Source organism: Campylobacter devanensis (assembly GCF_002139915.1).
GTDB lineage: Bacteria > Campylobacterota > Campylobacteria > Campylobacterales > Campylobacteraceae > Campylobacter > Campylobacter devanensis.
This window is the reverse complement of record NZ_CP018788.1, coordinates 732594-757453: the sequence shown is the minus strand read 5'-3', so window position 1 is coordinate 757453 and position 24860 is coordinate 732594. Positions and strand designations below refer to the sequence as shown.

The 24860-nt window shown below is 32.7% G+C and carries 26 protein-coding genes; 16 read left to right on the top strand and 10 right to left on the bottom strand.

What is annotated here, in order from left to right:
* Positions 1–3: 3 nt before the first annotated feature.
* The 3 genes from dnaK to CIGN_RS03745 are packed head-to-tail and all read right to left on the bottom strand — an operon-like array spanning position 4 to position 3213.
* Entirely contained in the window at positions 4–1875 is a 1872-nt protein-coding gene (gene dnaK / locus CIGN_RS03755) for a molecular chaperone DnaK (protein ID WP_086232130.1), read from the bottom strand.
* Positions 1876–1897: 22 nt separating this feature from the next.
* Positions 1898–2428, bottom strand: a complete 531-nt coding sequence (grpE, locus tag CIGN_RS03750; protein WP_086302254.1) for a nucleotide exchange factor GrpE — start codon at positions 2426–2428, stop codon at positions 1898–1900.
* A complete protein-coding gene (locus tag CIGN_RS03745) occupies positions 2425–3213 on the bottom strand; it encodes an HrcA family transcriptional regulator (RefSeq protein WP_086241341.1) in 789 nt (262 codons plus the stop codon). The genes grpE and CIGN_RS03745 overlap by 4 nt, the downstream gene beginning before the upstream one ends.
* Positions 3214–3458: 245 nt before the next feature.
* Here CIGN_RS03745 and CIGN_RS08195 point away from each other — a divergent pair, with 245 nt between their 5' ends.
* Positions 3459–3629: a hypothetical protein gene (locus CIGN_RS08195; RefSeq protein WP_179187299.1), complete on the top strand. Its 171-nt coding sequence runs from the start codon at positions 3459–3461 to the stop codon at positions 3627–3629.
* Here CIGN_RS08195 and CIGN_RS03740 read toward each other — a convergent pair.
* The 4 genes from CIGN_RS03740 to CIGN_RS03725 are packed head-to-tail and all read right to left on the bottom strand — an operon-like array spanning position 3615 to position 7452.
* Positions 3615–3851: a hypothetical protein gene (locus CIGN_RS03740; RefSeq protein ID WP_086302253.1), complete on the bottom strand. Its 237-nt coding sequence runs from the start codon at positions 3849–3851 to the stop codon at positions 3615–3617. The two genes, CIGN_RS08195 and CIGN_RS03740, sit on opposite strands and share 15 nt — an antisense overlap.
* Positions 3851–4864, bottom strand: coding sequence for a DHH family phosphoesterase (locus CIGN_RS03735; RefSeq protein ID WP_086279819.1), 1014 nt, complete (start codon positions 4862–4864; stop codon positions 3851–3853). The genes CIGN_RS03740 and CIGN_RS03735 overlap by 1 nt, the downstream gene beginning before the upstream one ends.
* A 12-nt stretch (positions 4865–4876) precedes the next feature.
* Positions 4877–7045, bottom strand: coding sequence for a flagellar biosynthesis protein FlhA (gene flhA / locus CIGN_RS03730; protein WP_236844789.1), 2169 nt, complete (start codon positions 7043–7045; stop codon positions 4877–4879).
* A 2-nt stretch (positions 7046–7047) separates the two neighbouring features.
* Positions 7048–7452 carry an RrF2 family transcriptional regulator gene (locus CIGN_RS03725; RefSeq protein WP_086224586.1) on the bottom strand — a complete coding sequence of 135 codons (405 nt, stop codon included), beginning with the start codon at positions 7450–7452 and terminating at the stop codon, positions 7048–7050.
* Between the two features lie 103 nt (positions 7453–7555).
* On the opposite strand from CIGN_RS03725, the gene CIGN_RS03720 reads away from it, so the two are divergent.
* The 5 genes from CIGN_RS03720 to CIGN_RS03700 are packed head-to-tail and all read left to right on the top strand — an operon-like array spanning position 7556 to position 13799.
* On the top strand, positions 7556–8428 hold the full coding sequence (locus CIGN_RS03720; protein WP_086302252.1) for an EamA family transporter: 873 nt from the start codon (positions 7556–7558) through the stop codon (positions 8426–8428).
* A gap of 23 nt (positions 8429–8451) precedes the next feature.
* The gene (murJ, locus tag CIGN_RS03715; protein ID WP_086302251.1) at positions 8452–9849 is read left to right on the top strand and encodes a murein biosynthesis integral membrane protein MurJ; all 1398 of its coding nucleotides are present in this window, start codon (positions 8452–8454) and stop codon (positions 9847–9849) included.
* Positions 9836–11212 carry a cysteine--tRNA ligase gene (gene cysS, locus CIGN_RS03710; protein ID WP_086302250.1) on the top strand — a complete coding sequence of 459 codons (1377 nt, stop codon included), beginning with the start codon at positions 9836–9838 and terminating at the stop codon, positions 11210–11212. The genes murJ and cysS overlap by 14 nt, the downstream gene beginning before the upstream one ends.
* A complete protein-coding gene (locus CIGN_RS03705; RefSeq protein ID WP_086303207.1) occupies positions 11200–12918 on the top strand; it encodes an ABC transporter ATP-binding protein in 1719 nt (572 codons plus the stop codon). The genes cysS and CIGN_RS03705 overlap by 13 nt, the downstream gene beginning before the upstream one ends.
* On the top strand, positions 12918–13799 hold the full coding sequence (locus CIGN_RS03700; protein ID WP_086302249.1) for a RusA family crossover junction endodeoxyribonuclease: 882 nt from the start codon (positions 12918–12920) through the stop codon (positions 13797–13799). Before CIGN_RS03705 ends, CIGN_RS03700 begins: the two co-directional genes overlap by 1 nt.
* Here CIGN_RS03700 and CIGN_RS03695 read toward each other — a convergent pair.
* On the bottom strand, positions 13796–14668 hold the full coding sequence (locus CIGN_RS03695; RefSeq protein WP_086302248.1) for a hypothetical protein: 873 nt from the start codon (positions 14666–14668) through the stop codon (positions 13796–13798). The two genes, CIGN_RS03700 and CIGN_RS03695, sit on opposite strands and share 4 nt — an antisense overlap.
* Before the next feature lie 123 nt (positions 14669–14791).
* On the opposite strand from CIGN_RS03695, the gene CIGN_RS03690 reads away from it, so the two are divergent.
* The 10 genes from CIGN_RS03690 to CIGN_RS03645 are packed head-to-tail and all read left to right on the top strand — an operon-like array spanning position 14792 to position 22784.
* Positions 14792–15850 carry a quinone-dependent dihydroorotate dehydrogenase gene (locus tag CIGN_RS03690; protein ID WP_086302247.1) on the top strand — a complete coding sequence of 353 codons (1059 nt, stop codon included), beginning with the start codon at positions 14792–14794 and terminating at the stop codon, positions 15848–15850.
* Positions 15851–17098 carry a M16 family metallopeptidase gene (locus tag CIGN_RS03685; RefSeq protein ID WP_086302246.1) on the top strand — a complete coding sequence of 416 codons (1248 nt, stop codon included), beginning with the start codon at positions 15851–15853 and terminating at the stop codon, positions 17096–17098.
* The gene (gene dapA / locus CIGN_RS03680) at positions 17095–17988 is read left to right on the top strand and encodes a 4-hydroxy-tetrahydrodipicolinate synthase (RefSeq protein WP_086226957.1); all 894 of its coding nucleotides are present in this window, start codon (positions 17095–17097) and stop codon (positions 17986–17988) included. Before CIGN_RS03685 ends, dapA begins: the two co-directional genes overlap by 4 nt.
* Positions 17988–18776: an enoyl-ACP reductase gene (locus CIGN_RS03675; protein ID WP_086226956.1), complete on the top strand. Its 789-nt coding sequence runs from the start codon at positions 17988–17990 to the stop codon at positions 18774–18776. The genes dapA and CIGN_RS03675 overlap by 1 nt, the downstream gene beginning before the upstream one ends.
* On the top strand, positions 18776–19315 hold the full coding sequence (gene pgsA, locus CIGN_RS03670; RefSeq protein WP_236844795.1) for a CDP-diacylglycerol--glycerol-3-phosphate 3-phosphatidyltransferase: 540 nt from the start codon (positions 18776–18778) through the stop codon (positions 19313–19315). The genes CIGN_RS03675 and pgsA overlap by 1 nt, the downstream gene beginning before the upstream one ends.
* 15 nt (positions 19316–19330) lie before the next feature.
* Positions 19331–20080: a transporter substrate-binding domain-containing protein gene (locus tag CIGN_RS03665; protein WP_086302245.1), complete on the top strand. Its 750-nt coding sequence runs from the start codon at positions 19331–19333 to the stop codon at positions 20078–20080.
* Entirely contained in the window at positions 20073–20735 is a 663-nt protein-coding gene (locus tag CIGN_RS03660; RefSeq protein WP_309543865.1) for an amino acid ABC transporter permease, read from the top strand. Before CIGN_RS03665 ends, CIGN_RS03660 begins: the two co-directional genes overlap by 8 nt.
* A gap of 9 nt (positions 20736–20744) precedes the next feature.
* A complete protein-coding gene (locus CIGN_RS03655; RefSeq protein WP_086224597.1) occupies positions 20745–21488 on the top strand; it encodes an amino acid ABC transporter ATP-binding protein in 744 nt (247 codons plus the stop codon).
* Entirely contained in the window at positions 21488–22363 is an 876-nt protein-coding gene (gene rarD, locus CIGN_RS03650) for an EamA family transporter RarD (protein ID WP_086224598.1), read from the top strand. Before CIGN_RS03655 ends, rarD begins: the two co-directional genes overlap by 1 nt.
* Positions 22350–22784, top strand: a complete 435-nt coding sequence (locus CIGN_RS03645) for a hypothetical protein (RefSeq protein WP_086235391.1) — start codon at positions 22350–22352, stop codon at positions 22782–22784. Before rarD ends, CIGN_RS03645 begins: the two co-directional genes overlap by 14 nt.
* Here CIGN_RS03645 and CIGN_RS03640 read toward each other — a convergent pair.
* On the bottom strand, positions 22781–23839 hold the full coding sequence (locus CIGN_RS03640; RefSeq protein ID WP_086302244.1) for a glycoside hydrolase family 3 N-terminal domain-containing protein: 1059 nt from the start codon (positions 23837–23839) through the stop codon (positions 22781–22783). The genes CIGN_RS03645 and CIGN_RS03640 overlap by 4 nt on opposite strands.
* Entirely contained in the window at positions 23836–24726 is an 891-nt protein-coding gene (locus CIGN_RS03635; RefSeq protein WP_086302243.1) for an NAD(P)H-dependent glycerol-3-phosphate dehydrogenase, read from the bottom strand. The genes CIGN_RS03640 and CIGN_RS03635 overlap by 4 nt, the downstream gene beginning before the upstream one ends.
* Positions 24727–24860 lie beyond the last annotated feature (134 nt).

Genomic DNA, 24860 nt, shown 5'->3' with positions numbered 1-24860 from the left:
AATTTACTCTACTTCTGCGTCAATAACATCATCATCTTTTTTCTTATCTTGTGCGTTAGCGCCAGCGGTTTGATTTTGATACATTGCCTCAGCTAGCTTATGGCTCGCTTCACTTAGGGCTTTTACCTTTGTATCGATCTGCTCTTTTGTGGCATTTTCATTTTTCAATGTCTCTTTTAGATCATTTAAGGCTGCTTCAATTTTAGCTCTATCTTCGCTTGAAATTTTCTCACCAAGTTCATCAAGAGATTTTTGAGTTTGGTGAGCTAGGCTATCAGCTGCGTTTCTAGCTTCAACGGCCTCTTTTCTCTTTCTATCTTCTTCTTTGTGTAATTCAGCGTCATTTACCATTTTATTTATCTCTTCTTCACTTAAGCCACTTGAGCCTGAAATGGTGATATTTTGAGCTTTTCCACTAGCTTTATCTTTAGCAGAGACTGTGAGAATCCCATTTGCGTCTATATCAAATGTAACTTCAATTTGTGGCACGCCTCTTGGTGCTGGCATAATGCCTTCAAGATTGAAATTACCAAGACTTTTATTATCACGGCTAAATTCACGCTCACCTTGTAAAACATTGATAGTAACGGCACTTTGGTTATCTTCAGCAGTTGAAAAAGTTTGAGATTTTTTAGTTGGGATTGTGGTGCCTTTTTCTATCAATTTACTCATAACTCCACCAAGAGTCTCAATACCAAGACTAAGAGGTGTAACATCTAAAAGCAACACATCTTTTACATCGCCTTTAATTACCGCACCTTGTATAGCGGCACCAATTGCCACTACTTCATCAGGATTTACTGATTTATTTAGCTCTTTATCAAATGCTTTTTTAACCTCTTCTTGTACCAAAGGCACACGAGTTGAGCCACCTACCATAACTACTTCTTTTATATCACTTTTGCTCACACCTGCATCTTTGACAACTTCGCTAATTTTTGATATTGTTTGAGATACCAAATCATCTATCATACTTTCAAATTTAGCCCTACTAATAGTCTTTGTAAGGTGTTTTGGTCCAGTGGCATCAGCTGTGATAAATGGTAGATTTATAGTTGTTTCCATGGCGCTACTTAGCTCTTTTTTGGCATTTTCAGCAGCTTCTTTTAAGCGTTGAAGAGCCATAACATCATTTTTAAGGTCTATTCCACTTTCGCTTTTAAATTCATTTACCAAAAAGTCAATTAAGCGATTATCAAAGTCATCACCGCCTAAAAACGCATTACCACCAGTAGCTAAAACTTCAACTACATTATCACCAGTTTCTAGCACAGTTACATCAAAAGTCCCGCCACCTAGGTCATAAACTACGATTTTTTCGGCCTCTTTTTTATCTAAACCATAAGCCAAAGCCGCCGCTGTTGGTTCATTTATGATTCTAAGTACATTTAATCCTGCTATCGTTCCTGCTTCTTTTGTAGCTTTTCTTTGGCTATCATTAAAATATGCAGGCACGGTTATAACCGCATCAGTAACACTCTCACCCAAAAACGCCTCAGCATCTTCTTTTAGCTTAATCAATACTTTAGCCGAAATCTCTTGTGGAGTGTATGTTTTGCCAGCTATCTCAACAGCACACGCACCATTTCTATCTACGATATGATATGGAAGGCGAGCTTTGGCTTCGCTAGCATTTTTCTCATTCATCATAAGACCCATAATTCTTTTGATAGAAAATATGGTTTTTTCAGGGTTTGTTACGGCTTGTCGTTTAGCAGTATCACCAACTAAAATTTCACCCTTATCAGTAAAAGCCACCACAGAAGGAGTTGTGTTTTTTCCCTCTTTATTTGGTATTACTTTGCTTTCGCCTCTCTCATATATGCTTACGCATGAATTTGTTGTTCCTAGGTCAATTCCTATTACTTTACTCATTTTGTATCCTTTTTATTAAAATTTATTTTGCTATTACAACCATTGAAGGTCTTAAAACTCTATCATTATATAGATAGCCTTTTTGATAAACAGTAGCTATCTTGCCACTTTCTACCTCCTCTGTCTCTATATAATTTATAGCGTTATGAAATTCAGGATTAAACTCACCATTAGTATCAATCTCTTTTATACCATACTTTTCAAAGCACTTTTTAAACTGCTCAATAGTTAGATTTATCCCATCTTTTATCTTGTTTGTTATCTCATCATCTCCGCTTTGTAAATTCGCAGCAATCTCCAAAGCATCAATAACTGGCAAAAGATCTCTAGCAAAGCTCTCATTTGCAAATTTCAAAGCTTCAGCTTTTTCACGCTCTAAACGCTTTTTGATATTTTCAAAATCAGCTGTAGCCCTTATCAAATCTTCTTTAACTTTATTAAGCTCATCTGCTAAATCATCTTGACAATCTTGCCCATCTGATTCGCACTCTTGGCAATCTTGTTCATCCAAAGCTGGATTTTCATCTAAATTTTCTTTTTTGTTTTGACTCACGCCGCCTCCTTTAACATATTAAAAAACTTTTCATAATCACTATACACACTACTAGCACAGACCATTACAGCGGGCTTACCTTGATATAATACATCAGTTTTTAACCCCATATAGCCAGTAGAAAATAGCGGACTAAAGGCTAAATTTCCATTAAAATTATCACCAAATGATGGATCTAAAATCGCCTTTATGCTATCATCTTTACAAATTTCAAAAGCAATTTTCTCATTTTCTTGAAATAAAATCTCGCCTCTTTTTAAAGCCTTAATCTTTGCTCTTAACTCGCTCAATCCCACTTGTATAGAGATATTTTCAAGCTCTTCTAAGCTAACGCCAATTAAGTTACTTAAAAATCTTTCAACTTTTGAGCTAAATTTAATTGATATGCTCTCAGTAAGAAAATCAAGCACCAAAAAGCGATCTTTGAGATTTAAAACATCTTGTAAAAATAGCTTTTGATCTTTAAAAATCATGCAATAAATATCATTTTTATAAACTAATAAATTTAGCAAATCTATATTATTAATAGATAAAACAGAGCTAAATTTTAGCCTATTTTGCCAATAAAACTCCATCGCACTAGCTGTTGGTATGCGACCACCGCTAATATGAAGTTGAGTGATCGCTCCTTCGTCGCTAAGCTTTTTAAAATAGACTCTAATAGTTGATGCTGGAATCGCTACATTCATTCTCATGCCAAGCTCATTAGAGCCGATTGGTTCATTAACCTCAAGATAAGCATGAATGATAGATTCTAATATCAAATCTCTTTTATCTAGTTTCATTTATTAGCACTCTTTATATTTAATTGCTAAGATAATTATACAACATTGAGCCTATCTTTGTCAAGTATTTTAAGCAAAAAGATTAAAATTTATAAATTTATTTAGCAATTTATATGATTGATTGCTTATTTTTATTAAATATTATCTATACAAAATAAAAATATAAAATATAAACAATCTAAATTTTATTGATTTTTAATAAGCTATCAAGTATAATTTCGTTTTAATTCAAAGGAGATAATTTGATGAATAGTTTAACTGCAAAAGAAAGAGATGATTTAGAGCAAATCTTTGCCCAAATTCAGATCGCTAGATTTAATTTTAATATTTGGAACTATTATAAAATCTTAAATAAAAAAGGTCAACTAGCGATCAGATTACTAAAATTTAAGAGCAAAAGACTATTTTTTAAATAGTTCTGGGCAGCTCTTTTTGAGATATTCAATCACAGTAATAACTTCATCGACGCCATTTGCATCGCTGTTTTCTAATACATCATCTATAACATCTATATATCTATCAAAGGCGTCATTTAAACGCTCTTTTTTTACTCCAGCGTAGTAAAGCATTCCAAGAGTAGCTAACTCCAATTCATAGCTCATCTCTTCTAGCGTAACATCATTTTCGTAATTTTTCATTATAATTCTCCTGTTTTTTTGTTTATCAAATTTACAACTTGTGATTTTATCTCATCATAATTATAGCTATCTACAAATCCAGCAAAAAACCCGCCACTAGCATTTTTATGACCTCCACCATCGCAAAGCTCTTTTGCCATTTGGCTCACATCAAAATCCCCATTAGATCTAAAGCTCATAGTTTTTTTACTAGTCATATCTATAAAAAAATCAAATTCAGGATTTGCTACTAAAAAATCATTACCAATCACACTAGCACTTCCTATATTATAAGTCAATATCCCTTTACTACCACGGTAGTTTATACTAAATTTATCCTTATTAGCTTCAAGGCGTCTAACTAGATAACTAGAGTTTAGATTACTTAAAGTATCATCATTTTTAAGGTAAAAAAACTCCTTCTTAATCCCATGGAGTCTATTATCAAGTTCAATATGGGCATTATTAAGACTTAAAAACTCACAAAAGCTTCTCATAAGATAAAAGATATACTCTATATGCTCATCTTCAAACATTACCTTATTTATCTCTTTTGCCCCAGCAATTGCACCCATACAGACCTTACCAAGTTCAAAATTTGGATCATTTTTTAGCCATATATCGACAGCATTTACCACATCACAATATGCTCCTAGCCTCTCATCTTTGCCAAAAATTGCACTAAAAAAATCATAACAAATTTTTGTCGCACTTCTAGCATTATCTAAATAATACCAAGAAAACTCTGCTGCACACTCAGCTCCTGTTTGATGATGATCAAGCAAAATAAGCTTAACATCTTTGTTTTTTAGCTGATCTTGATAGCTTTGACATTGAGCTTTGGTTAAATTTAGATCAGTGATTAAAATCACCGCCTTTTCATCGCCTATCTTTGAAATTATATGCGACATCTTTTTATCAATCTCTTTACCATAGTTTGAATTATAAAATTCGACATTTTTCAAATAAAAACTACTAACAAATTGGCAAGAGTATCCATCTAAATCAGTATGACTAAGATGATAAATCTTCATTTTATTCCTTTATTAAAGTTCTGGTATCTCTATAGTGCCAAGTGTTTCAAACTGAGTATTTGGAGCAATCTCAGCAAAACTTAGCACTGCTATATCGATTGAAAAATTTTGAACTATATTAGCTATAAATTTACGAATACTTGGCTCAACGCAAAGCACCATATCGCCTTGTTCGCTTATAGGTCTATTTTCTCTTTTTGCCCTTAGTGCGCTAACTATAGCTGAGGTTTGGGCTACATTTATCATTAAGGTATACGCTCCATCTTTATAACTTAGGCTATCAATTAGCTTTTGTTGGGCTGGAGCATCTAAAATATAGAAATTTAATTGACCATTTTCATCTGTATAAATAGAGGTAATAACTCTAGCTAGAGCCGCTCTGACATGTTCGATAATCATATCTAAATTCTTACTAACTTCAGCTACATCACTAATAGCTTCTAAGATACTAAGCATATCTTTAATTGGGATATTATCCTTAAGCAAAGCTTTTAATACCTTTTGGATAACGCCCACGCCAACTACTTTTAGAGCATCATCTACTACTACGGAGTATTCTGATTTTACCTTTTCAAGAATATTTTGAACCTCTTGTTTTGTTAGTAACTCACTAGCGTTTTGCTTAACTAACTCGCTCATATGAGTAGAAATAACACTAGCTGCATCAGCTACTGTATAACCACTTAAAATCGCATCCTCTTTATAATTTTGATCAATCCATAATGCATCAAGCCCAAAGGCTGGATCTTTTACTGCAATTCCATCAATATCAGCGCTTACATAACCGCTATCCATAGCCAAGCACTTATCAGGATAGACAATGCCAGAGCCGATTACTACGCCTTTGAGCTTAAATTTATACTCATTTGGGCCAAGCAAGATATTATCTCTTAATCTAATTTTTGGCATCAAAAATCCAAGCATTGTAGCCATATTTCTCCTCATAGCACGGATTCTCTCAACCAAATCCCCATCAGCAAGTTTTAAAAGTCCATAACCTAAATCTAACTCTAAAATTTCAATCTTTAATATATCATCAATCTTAGCTTGTTCTTCAAGGGCAATCTCTTCTTCGCTCTTCTTAGGTAGTTTATTAGCCGATGGTGCAGCCTTATTACCATTTCCAGCTTGCTGAGAGCCATTTTTATCGGTTTTGACAGCACTAAAATCGATTTTTCCCTCTTCTATCATTTTTAAAATAAATCCAATCCCTAAAAATAATAAGCCCATAAATCCTAAAGAGAATGTTGGAAGACCTGGCACTAAAGCAAATACAAATAGTATAAAACCGACAATTAAAAGCGTCTTATACTCACCAAGTAACTGACTTACAACACCTTCAGCAAAATTATCTTCATCTTTACTAGCTCTAGTAATTATAATTGCTGTTGCAGTTGAAGTAATAAGTCCTGGAATTTGACTTACTAAGCCATCACCGATTGTAAGAATAGTATATGTAGCTGCTGCATCTTTGATAGCCATATCATATTGAAATGCACCAATTAAAAATCCGCCAATAATATTAATAATAGTAATAATAATACCAGCTACAGCATCACCTTTTATAAATTTAGATGAACCATCCATTGCGCCATAAAAATTAGCTTCTGATATAATGTCTTGACGCCTTTGTTTGGCTGTTTGTTCATCTATTAATCCAGCATTTAAATCAGCATCAATTGCCATCTGCTTACCAGGCATCGCATCTAGGGTAAATCTAGCTTGAACTTCACTTACACGAGTTGAGCCTTTAGTTACAACCATAAAATTTATAAGAACTAAAATACAAAATACAATAACCCCAATTACATAGTTTCCACCGACAACAAATTCACCAAAACTAGCAATAATCTCACTTACAGCTTCTGGTCCATTATGCCCTTCGCTTAAAATCATTCTAGTTGTTGCAATATTTAGCGCTAATCTAAATAGAGTAACAATTAAAACAAGAGTAGGAAATGTACTAAGGTCTGTAGGCTTTGGTATATAAATAGATATTAATATTATAAGAACAGATATAGCTATAGATAGTGCTAAGAAAAAATCTAACACAGCACTAGGTAATGGCACAATGATAATAGCTAAAATCGCTACAATAACAAAAACTACAGTTAAACTCTTTGCCTTCATCACTGGCGCTAAAAATGGCGCCACCATTGTTAGAATATTGCGCTTAGCCAAGGTTATTTCTTTATAATATCAGTTAAGGTAATCTGGTCTAAAAACTCATCAATTCGACCTTGTAAATCATTAAACATAGGCCAAATTTTACATTCATCGCCTTTGCTGCTAGGACAATCGCATCTAGAATTTGCGCACTCAAATACATTTACCTTACGCTTTTCAGCACTCTCTAAAATACGCTTAATGCTTAAATTTGATGGTTTATCGGCTAAAACAAACCCACCATTTGCACCTTTAAAGGAGTGCAATATACCCTCTTTTGCTAAATTTTGCAAAATTTTTGCTAAAAAACTTTTTGAAATTCCAAGTTCAGACGATATAGTATCTACATCTTTTGGGTGATTAGCTTGTGATAATAAAATCAATGATAGCATAGCATATTCACTGGCTTTGGTAAATAACACCTAGACTCCTTAAGATTTTTAATCGGATATTTTACTAAAAAATAGATTAATATTAACTTTTTTTAGTGATACTATAAATCAAATTTCAATTTTAGGATAAAAAATGACCAATTTATGGGTAACAACTTTTATATGGGCATTCTCATTTCCGCTTATTGGATACTATATCGTCGGAGTTGTTGATAACTATTTTGCTATACTTTTTCGTTCTTGTATAGCATTTTTGATATTTTTACCATTTTTAAATTTAAAGTTAAAATTTGATTTAAAGCTAAAATTAATCACTATTGGCGGCCTACAAATTGGTCTTATGAGTATATTTTACTACCATTCATTTTTATATCTTAGCGTAAGCGAAGTTGCTCTTTTTACTATATTTACACCATTTTATCTAAGCCTAATCTATGATCTTATATCGTGCAAATTTAAAAAACTATACTTAATTAGCATTACTTTATGTATAATTGGTGCTTTTATTATTAAATTTGAAAGTTGGAGCCTTAGTTCTTTATATGGATTTATACTCGTGCAGATGGCAAATATCTGCTTTGGGGCAGCACAAGCATTTTATAAGCTTACTTGTAAAAATTTAAAAGATAATAGATCAAATTTTGGATATTTTTATCTTGGGGCGGTTTTGGTTTCAGGGGTTAGCTTTATTCTCTTTGGGAATTTTACAATGCTTCCACAAAATTTGCAAAGCTGGGTAGTTTTACTCTACCTTGGTGTAGTAGCTTCTGGGTTTGGCTATTATTTGTGGAGTAGTGGCTCGCTTATGGTCGATAGTGGCACTTTAGCAATTATGAATAATGCTATAATTCCAATAGCAATTTTGGTAAATGCAATTTTTTGGGGAGTAGATTTTGATATTTATAAGATGACAATCGGTGGATTTTTGATTGTTTTAGCCCTATTTTTACAGAGTAAGTTTGAGACATTTTATAAAAATCAAATTAATTTTAAGTATAATACATAGTTTTTAAATTTGGGATTTGATAGTTGCTGCGACATTTCTTTACAAATAGTATCGGGATTTTATGTTCTAGAGTGCTTGGATTTATTAGAGATTTAATGACGGCAAATGCTCTTGGTGCAAGTATTTGGAGTGATATATTTTTTGTAGCGTTTAAGCTGCCTAATCTATTTCGTAGACTCTTTGGAGAGGGTGCATTTTCTCAAGCCTTTATGCCAAATTTAGTAAAAGTTAGTCAAAAAGGGTTATTTTGCGCTGAAATTTTAATCAAACTTAGCCTTGCGATGCTTGGTCTTAGTCTTATTGTGATGCTCTTTGCTCCTTTAGTTACTAAGGCGCTTGCATTTGGATTTAGTCCTGAGACAATTGCTCTAGCTGTTCCACTAGTAAGAATAAATTTTTGGTATCTTTTGGCAATTTTTATTGTTACACTACTCTCAGCACTTCTTCAATATAAAAACCACTTTGCCACTACAGCTTTTAGTACAGCTTTGCTAAATATATCGATGATAACTGCTTTGCTTTTAGCATTAAATTTAGACCAAAAAAGTGCTGCAATGTATCTTAGCTGGGGGGTTGTAGCTGGAGGAATGTTGCAGGTTTTATCTCATATTATCGCACTTAAAAGATTAAATTTACTCCGTTTATTAACTCTTGGTATAGCCAAATTTGCCAAAGGCAAAAGAGCTAAAGCTAAAGGTTTTTGGCAAAACTTTGGCCATGGAATTATTGGTAGTAGCGCCAATCAACTAAGTGACTTTATCTCCACTTTTATTGCTAGCTTTCTAGCTACTGGGGCAATTAGCTATCTATACTACGCAAATAGAATCTTTCAATTACCTTTAGCACTTTTTGCTATCGCACTTTCTACGGCAATATTTCCTAAAATTGCCAAAGCAATAAAATCTAAAAACGATACAAACGCCATAAATTTGCTAAAAAAAAGCTTTAGTTTACTATTTTTTTTACTACTATTTTCTACTATTGGCGGATTTGTTTTAGCTAATGAGATTATTTGGCTGCTATTTCAAAGGGGTGAATTTAACACTAATAATACTATAGAATCAGCTAAGGTCTTGCAAATGTATATGTTAGGACTTTTACCTTTTGGGCTTTATAAGCTCTTTTCGCTCTGGCTATATGCTAAAATGCAACAAAAAATCGCTGCTAAAATAGCTATATATTCACTTTTTATAAATACTGCTTTATGCTTGCTTCTTTTTAAACCTTTAGGAGCAAGCGGACTAGCACTTGCTGGGAGTATTAGCGGACTATTTTTACTAGGATATGCAATTTTTGTATTTGGAATTAGGCAATTTTTGGATATAATCTTTAATAGGATAAATCTAATAACTATAATCTTAGCAGTAATTTTTGGCTATTTATTAATAGAATTAAGGGGTATAATATATGCAAATTTATGATACAGTTTTAAAACAAAAAGTTAAACTTGTTCCACTTAATGGCAATGATATAAATATCTATGTCTGCGGACCAACTGTTTATGATGATGCTCATCTAGGACATGCAAAATCTAGTATTAGCTTTGATCTGCTTAGGCGAGTTTTAATAGCTCTTGGGTATAAGGTTAAGTTTGTCAAAAACTTTACTGATATAGATGATAAAATTCTAGCTAAAATGAAATCTAGCAATCAAAGCTTAGAGCAGATAACGACATACTATATAGATAGATATAAAAAAGATATGAACGCTTTAAATGTCCTAAATGCCGATATAGAACCTAAAGCCACAGAGTCGCTTGATGCGATCATAAATTATATTCAAAAACTAGAACAAAATGGCGCTACGTATAGGCTAGATGATGGAATTTATTTTGATACTAGCAAAGATCAAAAATATCTAAGTCTAAGCGGCAGAAAAGACGAAAATCTAATCGCAAGAGTTACTAGCAATGGGGCTAAAAAAGATGAAAAAGATTTTGTGCTATGGAAATTTGATGAACAATGGTATGATAGTCCGTTTGGCAAGGGGCGTCCTGGTTGGCATACCGAGTGTGTAGCAATGATTGAAGAGATCTTTAATGGAACCATTGATATTCACGCTGGTGGAGCTGATCTACTCTTTCCCCACCATGAAAACGAAGCTGCACAATGCCGATGTGCCAATCATAAAGAGCTAGCTAAACATTGGCTACATAATGGATTTATTCAAGTAAATAACGAAAAAATGAGTAAAAGCCTTGGCAATTCATTTTTTGTTAAAGATGCTTTAGCTATTGCTCCGGGTGAAGCGGTAAGATATTATCTGATGAGTAGTCATTATAGGGCAAATTTCAACTACGATATAGGAGATTTACTCTCTAGTAAAAAACGGCTCGATAAAATTTATAGACTTAAAAAACGCTTAAGTGGCGTAACTCCTGGAGAGATAAATTTAGAGTTTAAAAATGCGATTATAGAAACCCTAAGCGATGATTTAAATATTTCAGAAGCCTTAGCAAAAATTGATGAAATGGTAAATATAGCAAATACAAATCTAGATAAAGAGCCTAAAAACAAAGCACTAAAAGCTGATATAATGGCAAATTTAGAATTTATAAAAGAGATTTTAGGAATTCTTTATATAGATGAGTTTGAGTGGTTTCAATATGGATTTAGCTTAGAACAAAAAGAGCAAATTGCAAATTTAATAGAATCTAGAAATAGCGCTAAGGCTGCTAAAGACTATGCTAAAGCTGATGCTATAAGAGATAAATTAACCGCCCTTGGTGTAGCGATAATGGATACGCCAAATGGAGTAAAATGGGAGAAAATATGGACGGAATAACAGAAGTCTTTAGACGGTTTAAATCCTATTATAAAGAGTATGTGTGGCAGTTTGCTATTGCAATTTTAGGAATGATTATGGCTAGCATTGGCACAGCAGTATCTGCATGGCTAGTTAAACCTGTGCTTGATTATATCTTTGTTGAAAAAAATGAAACACTTTTATATTTGCTTCCATATGCGATTATTGCAATATATTTTATAAAAAGCCTTGGAGTATATCTACAGGTATATTTTACCGCTTATATCGGACAAGATATGATAAGGCGTTTTAGATACAAACTACTTGATAATCTACTTGGATTAGATATGAGTTTTTTCCATAAATATCGCACTGGCGAGCTAATGAGTAGGATTATGGGTGATATTGAGCGTATTCGCAATATCGTCTCATCGCTCATTCCTGAACTAGTGCGTGAGTTTGTAACTATTATTGGATTACTTTGTGTTGTAATTTATCAAAGCCCTACTTTAGCACTATTTTCACTTATTGTGTTACCAGCAGCCTTTTATCCGCTTTCACGCTTAGCTAAAAGAATGCGAAAACTTAGCCGAACATCGCAAGAAACTTCTAGCGATATCACATCGGTGTTAAATGAAATTTTCTCAAATATCGAAATAGTTAAAGCTAGTAGTGCTCAAGAAAAAGAGCTAAGCAAATTTGATAATCACAATACTAAAATATTTCATTTAAATTTAAAAAGCGTTAAGGTAAATGCTTTAGTTAGTCCAATGATGGAAACATTAGGCTCAGTTGGTATTGCTATTACTATTATCATTGGCGGACAACAGGTAATAAATGGAGAAATTACAGTAGGTAGCTTTTTTAGCTTTCTTACAGCGCTATTTATGCTCTATACGCCTATAAAACGTATAACAAATATATATAATCAAATGCAAGATGCAGTAGTAGCTAGCCAAAGAACATTTGAGTTACTTGATATGCAGCCAAGTATTGTTGATGGAAATATAAATTTCCCAGCTAAGGTAAATTCAATCACAATCCAAGATTTAAAATTTAGCTACGGTGATAAAACTGCACTAAATGGTATAAATCTTAAAGTCTATAAGGGTCAAATGATAGCTTTAGTAGGTAGTAGTGGTGGCGGCAAAAGCACACTTATTAATCTATTAATGAGATTTTATGACCCAAATTCTGGAATGATTTTAATCAATGATAATGATTTAAGCGAATTTAAACTAGATAGCCTAAGGCAAAATATTGGTTTAGTTACTCAGCGTGTATATATCTTTAACGATACAATAGCAGCTAATGTAGCGTATGCTGCTCCACTAAATGAGGCTAAAGTTATAATGGCACTTAAGATGGCAAATGCTTATAGTTTTGTTCAAAATTTAGATAATGGAATCTATACAACTTTAGATGAATATGGCGCAAATTTAAGCGGTGGCCAAAGACAAAGAATAGCCATAGCTAGAGCTCTTTATCATAATCCACAAATTCTAATATTTGATGAAGCCACTAGCGCACTAGATAATGAAAGCGAACAAGAAATAACAAAAGCTATTGAAAATTTAAGCAAAGATAAGATTATATTTGTTATTGCTCACCGTCTATCAACTATCAAAAATGCTGATAAAATTGCTGTTATAGGTCATGGTAAAATCGTAGGATTTGGTACAGATAAAGAGCTTGAAGCAGAATGTGAAATTTATCAAAAACTAAAACTAGGAGCAATCCACTAATGCTACAAAAAATAGTATATAACGACAGACCAACAAGCATAAATAATAAAAATGATGCTATTAAAGCAATTTATCAAAAGGGGTTAAAAAAAGCTGCTTTAGAACAAAATGCATTTATTATGAATGGAGATTTGGCTGTCGAAATACTATGGAAACAGCACTTACCAGCCGACATTGATAATATTTTAAAATACACGCTTGATGCGCTAAAAGGAATATGTTATGTTGATGATTGCGCCATTATATCGCTTAAAATTTCTAAACGATACTCCCAAAAAGAGCAGCTAATAATAACAATAAAAAATAAATTTATCTTATCTAAATTTATTAAAAAGCTCATATATACCGTATTTATAAAGCCTCTAATAAAATTTATCGATGCTAATTTTAAAGATATAATAGAGTATGAAAAACATAACCATAATCCAACAACTACGATAAATCCTAATAATAATTTAGCGTTAAATTTGCTTATAAATACACCAAATCAACAGATAAATCCAAGTCAAAATTTATCATCTTTAACTAATCAGACAACAAATCAAATACAAAAAACAAAATCTGAAATTCAAACTCCAACTACATCAAATAAAACTGCACAATCAGTATCAACAGACAAAAACCCTCAAATGCAGGCTGTAGCACTAATCAAAACTACACTACAAGAATTCAAAGGCAAAATCACAATTGCCTATAAATTTAGCCCAAAAAATATCGCCATTTATATCGTAGTATCAAAATCCCTAGATGCACAAGTACGCAAGGAGATCGCACACTTAAGCAAAGAAAAGATTATGGCCTTGCAAAATAGATTAAATCAAGGCCAATTTACTATTCATTATGGCTCAATTCCACTAAAATCTAACAATATTAAACTCTAAACCGTTCTCCACACAGCAATTGAAGTTGGATTAAATGGATCAGTTCCACAGCTATACTCTAGCATAGCATCTTCAATAATTATATCACCATTTTGATTAGCTTTTTTAAGTGTTGAAGCGAAATTTAAATTCCAGCCATTTTGTATAAAATAATCTTTGTGATTTTTACTAGCTTCACCTAGATTGCGAATTTGAAACCCAAATGGCTCAGCGTGAATACACCTGACAAATGGAGCGATACTAGCTACAACCTTAAACCAATTATCGGGAATTTCTTTAACTTGCTCAATCGTATGGCAAGTAAAGACCAAAACTTTTTTGCCAAAATCTAATTTTTTATCAAATTTAGGCTTTAAATGGTTAAAATGAAAAAACTCAGCTCTCATATTTGGTTCAATACTAGCTAATTTTTTTGCCATTTCTACACCACTACTAGTAAATTCGCCACCAAAATATCTCAAATTCACTCCGCCACCATTATAAAATATCTTAAAAAGATTTTGTCCATATCCACAGCCTAGCTCAATAACGCTATCATACTGTTCTAGCGCTAGCGCATCAATAATCATATTTACAATAGATGTATTAGTATAAAATGGAACCAAAATATTTAATCCATTTAGTGAAGTAATTTTATTATGCGGAATATCTGCGAAGTTAAATTTCTCACTCTCGATCCTTTTTCTTTGCCACTCATAATTCCCATCATCATTAATCGCTAAATGATAATACCGCTCCTTTTTCTCTAATTCGCCAATCACTTGAAGAGCGTTATACCCCCCCCTATTTATAAATTGACTCATGAACTCCGCCCTTATAGCCCAAGCATTTTCATAAAAATTTTGCCATTTTTTCTCTTGATATGCCACTTTTACTCCTTAAATTTATAAAATATTATATCTATAAATTGCCCAAAATATCATTAAATTTCTTATTAATTATAAGCAAATTTAAGCAAATTTTAGCTAAAATAGCAGGTTTAAAGGAATGTTATGAACTATAGTGATATTAAAAAAATTTTTTTTAAACTAAATCCAGAAAATGCCCATAAAATAGCTGAATTTGGAATGAAATTATCTGTAAAAATTCCATTTGTTAGCGATTATTTGGTGAATAATTTCTGCTTTATTGACACTAAGCTATCACAAAATATTTTTGGAATTAATTTTTTAAATCCAGTTGGACTTGCCGGTGGATTTGATAAAAATGCTACAATGATTACACCGCTATCTGCGATGGGGTTTGGATTTTTAGAGTATGGCACTCTTACACCAAAACCTCAAGGTGGAAATCCAAAACCAAGGCTATTTCGCTTAATAGAAGAAAAAAGTCTACAAAATGCCATGGGATTTAATAACGATGGCTTAGATAAGATTAAAGCTAGAGCCTCAAAGGTATATCCTTTTAGTATCCCTATTATTGCTAATATTGGCAAAAATAAGATTACGCCAAATGATATGGCTATTAAAGATTATGAAATTTTAGTTAAAGGGCTTGATAGTTGCTGTGATGCATTTGTAATCAACATCAGCTCACCAAATACTCCAAATTTGAGAGATTTACAAAGCGAGTCTTTTATAAATGAACTATTTGCTGCTTTAAGTAGCTTAACCAAAAAACCTCTAATTTTAAAAATAGCTCCAGATATGAGTATAGACTCAGCTATATCTCTTTGTTCTACAGCTGCAAATGCCGGATTTAAAGGGTTAATTATCAATAATACTAGCGTGGATTACTCTCTTACACCAAAGGCAAAAGATTTTGGCGGTATCAGCGGCCAACTTATTAAAAACAAGAGCAAAGAGCTATTTAAAGAGGTTGCTAAAGAGCTTTATGGTAAAGCAGTATTAATTAGCTGTGGCGGAATAGATAATGGTCAAGATGCATATGAGCGTATCAAAATGGGTGCAAGCTTAGTGCAAATATATACTAGTTTTATCTATGAAGGTCCAAGTATTTGCAAAAATATTAATAATCAAATATTAAATTTAGCCTTAAGCGAGGGATATGAAAATATTTCTCAAGCAGTTGGCGCTAATCTAAGGAGATAAATGCTACCAAAATTTAGCAAAATTACCCTTGAAAATGGGTTTGAGATCTATCATACTCCTTTAAATTTAGGTTCAAATGTTATTAGCATAGATCTTTATTATAAAGTTGGTTCTAGAAACGAAACAATGGGTAAGAGCGGAATCGCTCATATGTTAGAACATCTAAATTTTAAAAGTACAGACAATAGAAAAGCTGGTGAGTTTGACTCCATTGTAAAGGGTTTTGGCGGAGTAAATAATGCTAGTACTGGCTTTGATTTTACGCACTATTTTATCAAATGTTCGAGTCAAAATTTAGATACATCGCTAGAACTTTATGCTGATATAATGGCAAATTTAAGCCTTGAAGAAGATGAATTTTTACCTGAGCGAGATGTTGTTTTAGAAGAACGCAGATGGAGAACGGACAATAATCCAACTGGAATACTATATTTTAGACTATTTAATCACGCTTTTATATATCATCCTTATCACTGGACGCCAATTGGATTTATTAAAGATATTGAAAATTGGAATATTGCTGATATTAAAGAGTTTTGGTCTAAATTTTATCAACCAAAAAATGCATTTTTAATGATTACTGGAGATATTGACGAGAATACTGCATTTGAACTTGGCAAAAAACACTTTGAAGGTATAGCAAACCGCTGCGAAATACCTACTATGCACTGCATAGAGCCTGAACAAAACGGAGAAAAGTCTTTAATAATTCACAAACAAAGTGATGTAGAGATGATAGCTATCGCTTATAAAATACCGCCATTTAATCATCCAGACCAGACTGCATTAAGTGCAATTGGCGAATATCTTAGCAGCGGTAAAAGCTCATTATTTGAAAGAGTTTTAATAGATAAATTAAATTTAGTAAATCAAATTTATGCTTATCCTATGGAAAGCATTGATGAAAATTTATTTATAATAATCGCTATTTGCAATCCAGGTATAAAAGCCAAACTAGTTAAAAAAGAGATCTTAAAGCTGATAAAAAAACTAAAAAATAGCGATATAGATACTGATGAGCTAACTAAAATTAAAAATTGCCTAAAGAGCAATTTTATCTACTCATTAAGTAGCGCAAGCAAGCTTGCAAGTCTATATGGAAGCTATATAGCAAGAGGCGATATAGAGCCACTTTGGCAACTCTCAGATAGAACAAATGCACTTACAACACAAGATATCAAAGAGTGTGCTAATAGGTATTTTAACAAAGATAAATCCACTACAATTATATTAAAAGGAATCAAATGAAAAAAAGTATTTATGGAGCGATGACAGCTCTAGTAACACCTTTTAAAAATGGTAAAATAGATGAAGATGGTTATGAAAAACTTATTAAAAGACAGATAAAAAATGGAATTGATGCAGTTGTACCTGTAGGTACTACTGGAGAGAGTGCTACTTTGACACATGATGAACACAGAATTTGTATTGAGATAGCTGTAAATGCGTGTAAAAATAGCGATGTAAAAGTATTAGCGGGTGCTGGAAGTAATGCTACTCACGAGGCTATAGGTTTGGCTGAATTTGCTCAAAATTGTGGCGCAGACGGAATCTTATCAGTAGCACCATACTATAATAAACCAACTCAAGAAGGATTATATCAACACTACAAAGCTATATCCAAATCAGTAGATATACCTATCTTGCTATACAATGTCCCATCTAGAACGGGATGTGATATATTGCCAGAGACTATTATAAGATTATTTAATGATTGCGATAATATCTATGGAGTTAAAGAAGCAAGTGGCAATATAGAAAGATGTGTTGATATTTTAGCTCATGAACCAAAGATATATTTATTAAGCGGTGATGATGCTATTAACTATCCAGTTTTAAGCAATGGAGGAAAAGGCGTTATATCAGTTACATCAAATCTCTTACCAGATCAAACTTCAGCTCTTACTCACTATGCTATGCAAAATGAGTTTTTAAAAGCAAAAGAGATTAATGATAAACTATATAATATAAATAAAGTTCTATTTTGCGAGTCAAATCCAATACCTATTAAAGCAGCTATGTATATTGCTGGCTTAATAGATAGCTTAGAATATAGATTACCACTTGTAACTCCAAGTAGTGAGAATCTCAAAAAGATAGAATCAATAATGAAAACTTACGATATAAAAGGATTTTAATGAACTGTTATCATGAAGAATTTAAAGGCAAAACCCTAGTTATTAGTGGTGGTACAAGAGGAATTGGTAGAGCAATTGTACTTGAATTTGCAAAATATGGTGCAAATATTGCATTTACCTATAACTCTAATGAAGAGATGGCTAAAAATCAAGCATTAGAATTAGAAAAAGAATTTGGCATCAAAGCTAGAGCATATCCTTTAAATATTCTTGAACCTGAAACTTATAAAGAGCTATTTTTAGAGATAGATAAAGATTTTGATAGAGTCGATTTTTTTGTATCAAATGCAATTATTTCAGGACGCGCAGTAGCTGGTGGTTATACTAAATTTATGAAGTTAAAACCTCGTGGAATAAACAATATCTTTACAGCCACCGTAAATGCATTTGTAGTAGGCTCTCAAGAAGCTGCTAAAAGAATGGAAAAAATAGGCGGTGGTAGCATAGTTAGCTTAAGCTCAACTGGAAATCTAGTCTATATAGAACACTATAGCGGTCACGGTACAGCAAAAGCTGCAGTGGAGGCTATGGCAAGATACGCAGCTACTGAGCTTGGCGAGAAAAACATCAGAGTAAATGTAGTAAGTGGTGGGCCAATAGAAACTGATGCTTTAAGAGCATTTACAAATTATGAAGAAGTAAGAGATGCTACAGCATCATTAAGTCCTTTAGGTCGCATGGGACAACCAACTGATCTTGCAGGTGCTTGTTTATTTCTATGCAGCTCAAAAGCTAGCTGGGTAACAGGCCATACATTTATAATAGATGGTGGCACTACTTTTAAATGATAAATTTACCAAATTCTCTAGCTATATTTCGTATACTCTTAGCTCCACTTATGTTTTTTTTGCTTTTATGCATTAAGGGCAATGGAGACGCTATAGAGATTAGTTGGCTTAATTACTTTTGTGCTTTAACATTTGTAGTAGCTAGCATTACTGATTTTTTTGATGGATATATAGCTAGAAGCTGGAATCAAAAGACAAAACTAGGTGCAATCTTAGATCCACTTGCCGATAAAATGTTGATTTTAGCAGCATTTTTAGGTTTAATGATAATAGATAGAGCTGATGCATGGGCAGTATATATAATTCTTGTTAGAGAGTTTTTCATTACTGGATTTCGAGTTGTAATGGCTAGTGAAAATATAGATATAAGTGCATCCATAGCTGGCAAGATTAAAACAATAATGCAGATGGTTGCTATTGGATTTTTATCTATGCAATGGTGGGGTGGTGAAATTTTGTTATGGTTTGCTGTAGCTATCACGCTATATTCTGGTTATGAATATATACACGCATATATAAAACATATAAGAAAAATTTAAATTTTGGAGAGATAGATGAGAAATATCCTTGCTATTTTATTTGCTACTTTTGTTTTTATCGGTTGTTCTGGCGATAAAAATACAAAAGATAAATTGAGAGTCGCAACAGAAGGTACATATAATCCATTTTCATATCATGATGAAAGTGGTAAATTAGTAGGCTATGATGTAGAAGTAATCACTGAAGCAGCCAAAAGAGCTGGATTTGAGATTGAATTTCATGAAACAAATTGGGATGCGATATTTTCTGGATTAAACTCAAATCGCTTTGATATGATAGCAAATCAAATAAGCGATGCGGACCCAAAAAGAGCCGAGCTTTATACTTTTAGTGATCCATATATTGTAACTTCAGCTGCCGTTGCTGTAAGAGCTAATGATAATAGCATCAACTCACTAAGCGATATTAAAGGCAAAAATATTGCTCAAGCAATGGGTAGTAACTACTATGAGATTGCCATAGAAAATGGGGCAAATATTGTTTTAGTTGATGGATTAGCGCCAGCTATTAAAGCAGTCAGTCAAGGTAGAGCAGATGCTACTATGAATGATAAACTTGCTATATTAAACTATATCAAAACAACTGGCGATAAAAATATTAAAATCGCATTTGATACAGGCGATGGCACTAGAAGTGTCTTTTTGTTTAAAAAAGAGCTAACCGAACAAAGAGATAGAATCAATAAAGCTCTTGAATCTATGAAAAAAGATGGAACGCTAAAGCAAATTTCAGAAAAATATTTTGGAATAGATGTTAGTGAGTAATTATATTGAGGCATTTTTGCCTATGATTAAGGGGGCTATTTTATATACAATCCCCCTTAGTATTATATCTTTTATTTGTGGTATTACAATAGGTGTTATTGTAGCACTTATCCGTATCAATCACAGCAAAAATCCACTATCAAATTTAGCTAAGGCTATTTGTCAGTTCTACATCTCTATAATTCGTGGAACACCTCTACTTGTACAGCTTTTTATAATATTTTATGGCTTGCCAAATATTGGCATAACGCTAGATCCATTCATTAGCGCAATTATTGCTTTTAGTCTTAGTATTGGCGCATATAGCAGTGAAACTATCAGAGCTAGTATATTAGCAGTGCCAAAGGGACAATGGGAGGCTGGCTGGAGCATTGGACTAACTAATAGCGATACTTTTATTAAAATTATTGCTCCACAAGCACTTAAAATTGCTCTACCAACCCTATCAAATACATTTATTGCGTTAGTTAAAGATACATCACTAGCATCAGTAGTATTAGTAGCTGAACTATTTCGTCAAGCTCAAACTATCGCCTCTCAAAATTATGAATTTCTAAGAGTCTATTCGCAAGCTGCTCTTATATACTGGATTATTTGTATAGGTCTTGGATATTTACAAACTCACCTTGAGGCAAAATTTAGCAAGCATCTATAAGAGGAAAATATGCTACAAATAAGAGATATAAATAAAAAAATCGGCTCTCACACCATATTATCAAATATTAGTTTTGATATTAAAAAAGGTGAGATAATTGCAATTATCGGGCCAAGCGGAAGTGGCAAGACTACACTTCTTCGTTCATTAAACTATCTAGAGATACCAGATAGCGGGATTTTGGAATTTAGCGATGGGAGTTTAAAAATTGATTTTAAACAGCATCCAAATAAGCAAGAAATTTTAAATTTAAGACGCAAAATGGGAATGGTCTTTCAATCTTATAATCTTTTTGCCCATCTAAATGCTACGCAAAATATCACCCAAGGGTTAATCAGTGTCCAAAAAATGCCAAAAGAAAAAGCCATTGAGATTGCTTTAAATTTACTAAATAAATTTGGCCTCAAAGATAGAGCCAATGCCTATCCTAGCTCTTTAAGCGGAGGACAACAACAGCGTGTAGCAATTGCTAGAGCTGTTGCTTTAAAACCAAATATTTTATTGCTTGATGAGCCTACAAGCGCACTTGATAAAGAACTAGTAAGCGAAGTTTTATCCACGCTTAAAATGCTAGCAAATGAACACCAAACTATGATCTTAGTCACTCATGAGCTTAAATTTGCCAAGGATATCGCTGATAAGATTATATTTTTAGAAGATGGCAAAATAGTTACTATTGAATCCCCAAAAGAGTTTTTTAGTTCGCAAAACAATCCAAGAATTCTCAAATTTATAGGTGATCTAAATTACTAATGCAAGCAACACAAAAAGGATTTATCTTAGCTTTAGCTACATTTATTATGTGGGGTGTATTCCCGATATTTTTTAAATTCATTGAAGGAATTGCAGCTACTGAGGTTTTAGCTCATAGGATTATATGGTCAGCTTTAATTTTGCTAGCTATACTTATAATTACAAAAAGATTAAACAGCGTCAAAAGAATAGCAAAAATAAAAAAAGTTACTCTAACCTTAGCCATTACAGGTGCATTAATTGCTAGTAATTGGGGAGTATTTATCTATGCAATCAACCAAAATGAAATTTTAGCCACCAGCCTTGGATACTTTATAAATCCTCTTTTTTCCATACTTCTTGGTGCGATCATATTAAAAGAAGAGTTAAGTCCTGCTTTAAAACTCTCAATTTTTATCGTATTTATTGCTATTGGAGTTCAAATTTATGCCATTGGCAATCTACCGCTAATATCTATTATACTGCCATTATCATTTGCGTTATATGGACTTTTACGCAAAAGACTTGGGGTTAGAACTTTTGAGGGGTTATTTATAGAAACTATCATTTTAACACCTTTTGCTCTACTTTATTTGCTATATCTAGCTATAAATAATAGCAGTGAATTTGGGATAAATTTTAATGGAATTATGCTATTTTTAAGCGGATTTGTAACTATACTACCACTACTTACATTTAATGCTAGCACCAAATATCTTAAACTATCTACAATTGGATTTTTGCAATACATAAGCCCAACTTTAAGTATGATTATTGCAGTTTTTATATATAATGAGACTTTAGATTTTTATAAAATTATTAGCTTTGCACTCATATGGATTAGTCTTGCAATTGCTACAATTTCAAATTTAAGGAGAAAAAATGGCACAAAATGATTTAATTATAATGGCAGTTGCTGTATTAATTGTAGGAGTAATACTCTATAAACAGATAAATAAAGTAACACAAAATATCACAAATGATGATGAAAATCCAAATTTAGTCTATTCTAGATTTTGCGATGCGATAGACAATCAAATAGATATATTGCGTCAAAATACCCAAGAAGATATGATATTAGAACCTAATAAAAAAGATGAAATACTAGAGGCTTTAAGCGATTTTAGTAAAGAACTTGTATTTATTGAGTCTTTAAATTCAAAAGATAGCACCCAATGGCAAAGTAAACTTTTTGCTCTTCTTAGCAGACTTGATAGTTTTGTAGAGTCTAATTTTATAAACGGGGAACAGCTTGCTAGAAGCATTAAAGAGAATTTAAGAGATGAGTTTAACAGACTTGGGCTAGATAGAGATTAGAATCTAGCCTTCTGAGCAATTATACGATTATACGCATCAATAATTCTAGCAATCTCTATTTTACCACTTTTAACAGAGTTAAAAATTGCATCATTTAAAGCTTTTATAGAGTTGGTTTTATTATAAAAATACTCACTTACTAGCAATATATCTACTCCAGCATTTACTGCCTTTATAGCATTTTGCTCAAGTGTTCCTCCAAGTGCTTTCATTAACATATCATCGCTTATTACAACGCCTTCATAATTTAAGCTATCTTTTAGTAAATTTGTAACTATTTGGCGTGAGAGCGTAGCTGGATTTACATCATCGATTGTCGGGATTATCATATGGCCAACCATTATAAATTTAGCCTTTTTACGCTTAATTAATTCATAATACGGCCTAATCTCATCAAAATCAAAACTATCTACTATAGTGCTAATCTTATGCGTATCAGATGAGGCATTGCCATGACCTGGAAAATGCTTTAACACACTAGCAACGCCTACATTATCAAAAGCTGATATAAACTCACTAGCATATGCAGTTACTTCACCTGCATCCTTGCTAAATGCTCTTTGTCTTTGACCAATTATAGGTGATATATCATTATGAAGATCAACTACTGGAGCAAAATTCATATTTATTCCAAGATTTTTAAGCTGAGTTGCCATATTGGTATATAGCTTATTAGCACTATTTAAATCTAACTCACTACCAACCTTATAAGCTGATGGAAAATGCTCAAAATCGCTAAATTTATTAAATCTACTAATTTGCCCGCCTTCTTCATCGATAGCTATAAAAAGAGGATATTTAGAACTGGCGGAATTTAAATATTTGGTTAAATTTTTTAACCCCTGTTTGCTGCTAATATTTCTAGCTAGTATCATTACTCCACCGATTCTACCATTTTTAATATCAAGATGAAGCTGCTTAACCCACTCATCACTAGAACTGTCTCCAGTAAATCCCACCATCACCATCTGACCAATCATATTTCTTAACTCTTTATCACTTGGTGCGCCAAAGAGTGAAATAGTAAAAATAAATAGCAAAATAATCTTTTTCATCGTCGTTTTAATAAATCCTTTAATGCCTCTTTGGCGTCTTTGCCACCTAGCATATCAACTACTTGACTAGCAATTGGAGTATAAATCGCTTTTTGCTGAGCAATTTTAGTAATTGCATATGCTGTAGCTACACCTTCAGCCACCTCTCCAATTTGAGCTAAAATCTCATCAAGACTAAATCCACTAGCTAATCCAAGACCAACTCTATAATTTCTAGATAATTCACTACTTGCAGTTAAAAATAGATCCCCTGCTCCACTAAGACCTAAAAATGTTTCATCTTTAGCACCAAAATGCTCACCAAATCTAGCCATCTCTACTAATCCTCTAGATATCAAACTAGCTCTAGCATTTTGCCCAAGACCAAGACCAGCACATACACCGCCAGCTATAGCGATCACATTCTTATATGCGCCACAAATCTCAGCTCCTATAACATCGTAGCTAATATATGGCTTAATAAAACTTGGAAAAGTGCTAGCCCAAATTTGAGCTAACTCATCATTTTTGCTGCTTATCACTAAAGCACACGGCAATCCTTGTATAACCTCACTTGCAAAGCTAGGACCGCTTAAAAATGCCAAATTTTCGCTTGGAGCAAATTTAGAATAAATCTCATGCAAAAACTCTCCACTAACCGTATCTATACCTTTAGAAGCTACTAATATTTTTTGATTCTTTGCTTTAAAATTTGAGCGTAAAAACTCATGTGTTTTTTGAGTTGATATACTAAAGAGCAAATAGTCGCACTCTAGCGCCTTATCCAACTCTACAAAACCTTCAATATCACGCTTTGTTCGAGATGAGATAATGCAATCATTATTTATTTTAAGTGCTGAGTATAAAGCCTGCCCCCATTTTCCAGCACCGATTACTGCTATTTTCATATCTTGCTATCCATAGTTTTATATCGCTACTAATACTTACTAACAAAATCTCTATAAGATTAAATTTAATTTTGCAAAATAAAAAACATAATTTTATAAATAAAAATCTTGCTATATCTTAATAAATTTAATCT

Excerpts from the sequence above, each read along its gene's own strand:
- dnaK (WP_086232130.1), bottom strand. The coding sequence starts at position 1,875 with ATGAGTAAAGTAATAGGAATTGACCTAGGAACAACAAATTCATGCGTA.
- CIGN_RS03745 (WP_086241341.1), bottom strand. The coding sequence starts at position 3,213 with ATGAAACTAGATAAAAGAGATTTGATATTAGAATCTATCATTCATGCT.
- CIGN_RS08195 (WP_179187299.1), top strand. The coding sequence starts at position 3,459 with ATGAATAGTTTAACTGCAAAAGAAAGAGATGATTTAGAGCAAATCTTT.
- CIGN_RS03740 (WP_086302253.1), bottom strand. The coding sequence starts at position 3,851 with ATGAAAAATTACGAAAATGATGTTACGCTAGAAGAGATGAGCTATGAA.
- CIGN_RS03735 (WP_086279819.1), bottom strand. The coding sequence starts at position 4,864 with ATGAAGATTTATCATCTTAGTCATACTGATTTAGATGGATACTCTTGC.
- CIGN_RS03720 (WP_086302252.1), top strand. The coding sequence starts at position 7,556 with ATGACCAATTTATGGGTAACAACTTTTATATGGGCATTCTCATTTCCG.
- cysS (WP_086302250.1), top strand. The coding sequence starts at position 9,836 with ATGCAAATTTATGATACAGTTTTAAAACAAAAAGTTAAACTTGTTCCA.
- CIGN_RS03705 (WP_086303207.1), top strand. The coding sequence starts at position 11,200 with ATGGACGGAATAACAGAAGTCTTTAGACGGTTTAAATCCTATTATAAA.
- CIGN_RS03700 (WP_086302249.1), top strand. The coding sequence starts at position 12,918 with ATGCTACAAAAAATAGTATATAACGACAGACCAACAAGCATAAATAAT.
- CIGN_RS03690 (WP_086302247.1), top strand. The coding sequence starts at position 14,792 with ATGAACTATAGTGATATTAAAAAAATTTTTTTTAAACTAAATCCAGAA.
- CIGN_RS03685 (WP_086302246.1), top strand. The coding sequence starts at position 15,851 with ATGCTACCAAAATTTAGCAAAATTACCCTTGAAAATGGGTTTGAGATC.
- dapA (WP_086226957.1), top strand. The coding sequence starts at position 17,095 with ATGAAAAAAAGTATTTATGGAGCGATGACAGCTCTAGTAACACCTTTT.
- CIGN_RS03675 (WP_086226956.1), top strand. The coding sequence starts at position 17,988 with ATGAACTGTTATCATGAAGAATTTAAAGGCAAAACCCTAGTTATTAGT.
- CIGN_RS03665 (WP_086302245.1), top strand. The coding sequence starts at position 19,331 with ATGAGAAATATCCTTGCTATTTTATTTGCTACTTTTGTTTTTATCGGT.
- CIGN_RS03655 (WP_086224597.1), top strand. The coding sequence starts at position 20,745 with ATGCTACAAATAAGAGATATAAATAAAAAAATCGGCTCTCACACCATA.
- rarD (WP_086224598.1), top strand. The coding sequence starts at position 21,488 with ATGCAAGCAACACAAAAAGGATTTATCTTAGCTTTAGCTACATTTATT.
- CIGN_RS03645 (WP_086235391.1), top strand. The coding sequence starts at position 22,350 with ATGGCACAAAATGATTTAATTATAATGGCAGTTGCTGTATTAATTGTA.
- CIGN_RS03640 (WP_086302244.1), bottom strand. The coding sequence starts at position 23,839 with ATGAAAAAGATTATTTTGCTATTTATTTTTACTATTTCACTCTTTGGC.
- CIGN_RS03635 (WP_086302243.1), bottom strand. The coding sequence starts at position 24,726 with ATGAAAATAGCAGTAATCGGTGCTGGAAAATGGGGGCAGGCTTTATAC.